General features: G+C 69.4%; 4 protein-coding genes. 3 read left to right on the plus strand and 1 reads right to left on the minus strand.

Translation table 11 applies throughout. The annotated features are described in order from the left end of the window. Positions 1–123: 123 nt before the first annotated feature. A complete protein-coding gene (locus ACWD5Q_RS35270) occupies positions 124–264 on the minus strand; it encodes a hypothetical protein (RefSeq protein ID WP_451431148.1) in 141 nt (46 codons plus the stop codon). A 485-nt stretch (positions 265–749) separates the two neighbouring features. On the opposite strand from ACWD5Q_RS35270, the gene ACWD5Q_RS35275 reads away from it, so the two are divergent. The 3 genes from ACWD5Q_RS35275 to ACWD5Q_RS35285 all read left to right on the plus strand — a co-directional run bounded on the left by ACWD5Q_RS35275 (position 750) and on the right by ACWD5Q_RS35285 (position 2,553). After that, entirely contained in the window at positions 750–1,112 is a 363-nt protein-coding gene (locus tag ACWD5Q_RS35275; RefSeq protein ID WP_451431149.1) for a helix-turn-helix domain-containing protein, read from the plus strand. A 93-nt stretch (positions 1,113–1,205) separates the two neighbouring features. Further along, a complete protein-coding gene (locus ACWD5Q_RS35280) occupies positions 1,206–2,225 on the plus strand; it encodes a helix-turn-helix domain-containing protein (protein WP_451431150.1) in 1,020 nt (339 codons plus the stop codon). An 85-nt stretch (positions 2,226–2,310) separates the two neighbouring features. After that, positions 2,311–2,553, plus strand: coding sequence for a hypothetical protein (locus tag ACWD5Q_RS35285; protein WP_451431151.1), 243 nt, complete (start codon positions 2,311–2,313; stop codon positions 2,551–2,553). Positions 2,554–2,914 lie beyond the last annotated feature (361 nt).

Genomic DNA, 2,914 nt, shown 5'->3' on the forward strand with positions numbered 1-2,914 from the left:
CTTGAACTCGGGCGAGTACACCTTCATGACCATAAGTGGTCCCTCCTCCCCAGCCCGCACCGGGGCCGAGATCAGAGGCGTCCACCACTCAGGGGGAAGGGCCGAGTATCGGTGATGCCTCGGTCATGCGGTCACCTTGATGGGGTGCAGGCCGAGGGCCTTGTAGATGGCCGGTGTCGCTGTGTCGTCTCGGATGATCGCTCGATCGATGCCGGCCTGGTGAGCGTTGCGCGGGAGTTCGACCTTGAGTGCCTGCTCCACCATGCCGCGTGGGTGGGCTCCATCCATGTCACGGCGTCGCGAGCGGCGTCGCCGGTTGGGTGTTGATTGCCACCCAGGATGAGGACGCCAGGGTGGGAGTGTGCCATTCCGGTTGAGCATGGCGATGCGATCGGTGCAGGTGGGTTGATCTTCGGGGTGCCGAGGGGCACGGTGACCATGTCTTGATCGGCAAACGGCCCTCCCGTTGTCGTTGGTCGCGAGGCCGGGAGGGCCGTTCTGGTGCGCCCGGAGGCGCTTTGATCACCGTAGAGGTGGACGCCGGGGATGTCGAACGGCGGCTTGTGGCAGGCGAGTTTGAGTGCCCGGCGTGTGGCGGGATCCTGACGCGTTGGGGGTGGGGACGCGTCCGAAGGCTGCGTGGGGCCGGTGAGGGACGGCTGGACGTACGGCCGCGCCGTTCAAGGTGCTCGGGCTGCGGGGCCACGCATGTATTGCTGCCGGTCATCGGCCTGTCGCGGCGGGCGGACGTGGCCGAAGTGATCGGGGCCGCGCTGGAGATGAAGGCGACGGGAGCCGGGCACCGGGCGATCGCGGACTGGCTGGGGCGGCCTGCGGCGACGGTGCGGGGCTGGCTGCGGCGGTTCGCCGACCGGGCCGCCGTGGTGGCGGGGGTGTTCACCGCTCATCTGGTCGCGCTCGCCGCCGACCCGGCCCGGGTGCTGCCGGTGCCCGCGGCGGACGTGTTCGGGGACGCGGTCGCGGCGGTGATCGCTGCCGCGATGGCAGCCAGGGTGCGGTTCCCGGTGGTCACCGCGCCCATCTGGGAGACGGCCTCGGCCATCAGCCGGGGTCTGCTGCTGGCGCCGGGCTGGCCGCCGTCCGAACGGTGAGAACGATCAACACGAGTCGCCTCTGATGGGTGGCGGCATGGCGGGTCCAGCCTGACTTGTTGACATGTCCGCTGTCTTTTGGAGGTCGTGCTGATGGCACTGGTCGATGAGGAGGAACGCCGACGGGCCGAGCGGGCCCACCAGGCCGCGCTGTTCCGCTACCAGTTGATCCGCGAGGCGGCCGACCCTGCCCTGTCCCCGCGCCAGCGCGGGGCGATGGTGCGGGAGCTGGCGGCCAAGCCCCACACCGATCCGTTCGGGCGGCAGATCACGGTCGGCCGGGGCACCCTGGACCGGTGGCTGAGGAACTGGCGCGAGGGCGGCTTCGACGCCCTGCTGCCGCCGACCAGGCAGGTCACCCCGAGGACGCCGGAGGAGGTCCTGGACCTGGCGGCGGCGCTGAAGCGGGAGAATCCCTCGCGCACGACTGCGCAGGTGGTACGCATCCTGACCCAGCACCTGGGCTGGGGCCCGTCCTATCGCACTGTCCACCGTCACCTCGGCCGCCTGGACCTGCTGGACCGTCCGGATGGGCAGGCCCCGCCGGTCTTCGGCCGGTTCGAGGCCGACCGCCGGCTCGGCATCAAACTGATCCACTCGACCCCGGGACGCCCGGAGGGCAGAGGGAAGATCGAACGGGCGTTCCGAACCGTGCGGGACCAGTTCCTCGTCGAGGTGGACGAAGACAAGATCGCCGACCTCGGCGAACTCAACCGTCTGTTCACAGCATGGGTTGAGCACGTCTACCACCGGGCGGTGCACTCGGAGACCGGGCAGCCGCCGATGGAGCGGTGGCTGGCCGCGGCCCCGTTCCCGCAGCCCAGCGCGGCCCAGCTGCGGGAGGCTTTCCGCTGGTCGGAGCACCGCACCGTCACCAAGACCGCGACCGTGTCGCTCCTGGGCAACATCTACAACGTCGACGCGGCACTCTCGGGCGGAAGGTCGAGCTGGTCTTCGACCCGTTCGACCTCGCGGAGATCGAAGTCCGCTTCCAGAACCGGCCGTTCGGCCTCGCCGTCCCGCACCACATCTCCCGTCACGCCCACCCCAAGGCGAAGCCGGAGATCCCCCAGGCGCCCGCGCCGTCCACCGGCATCGACTACCTCCGCCTGATCGACACCGCCCGCACCCAGGAACTCGTCCAGAAGATCAACTACACCGCCCTGATGCCCCGGCCGGACGAGCCCGGCGGCAACTCGTGACCGATGGCGATCCGGTCCAGGAACGCATCTGGCAACTGGAGGACGCCGAGCACGCCGCCCGCCAGCTGAGCAACCGGGCTCTCGACCTGGCCCTTCGCCTGACCGCGAGCCCCGGCCAGGGTCTGCCGACCCTGGCCGGGCGGGCCGTGATGCTCGCGCTGTCCCTGCACCGACGCGCCGAACAGGCGGCCGATGAGCTCGACGACTTGCTCAACTACCTGGAAAGAGACTCGCGTTGATAGACAAGATCCAGGGCTATTACGGGTTCACGGCCATGCCGTTCGGCAAGGACCTGGCCCCCGGGATGCTGCACAGGCACTCCTCCCATGCCCAGGCCGCGGCCCGCATCACGTGGTGCATCGGGGAACGCTGCCTCGGCGTGATCACCGGCGAGGTCGGCGCCGGCAAGACCGTCGCCGTTCCGCGCAGCCCTCGATACCCTCGACCACCCCCGCCACACGGTCATATACCTGCCCAACCCCGCCGTCGGCGTCACGGGCATCCACTAGATGATCTATTCCAAGGGGTGCCTGTGGAGACGAAAACGAGGGCGTCCAAGATCATGTTGTGACGCACAACTTGGACACCCTCGCGACAGCA

Source organism: Streptomyces sp. NPDC002513 (genome assembly GCF_053595355.1).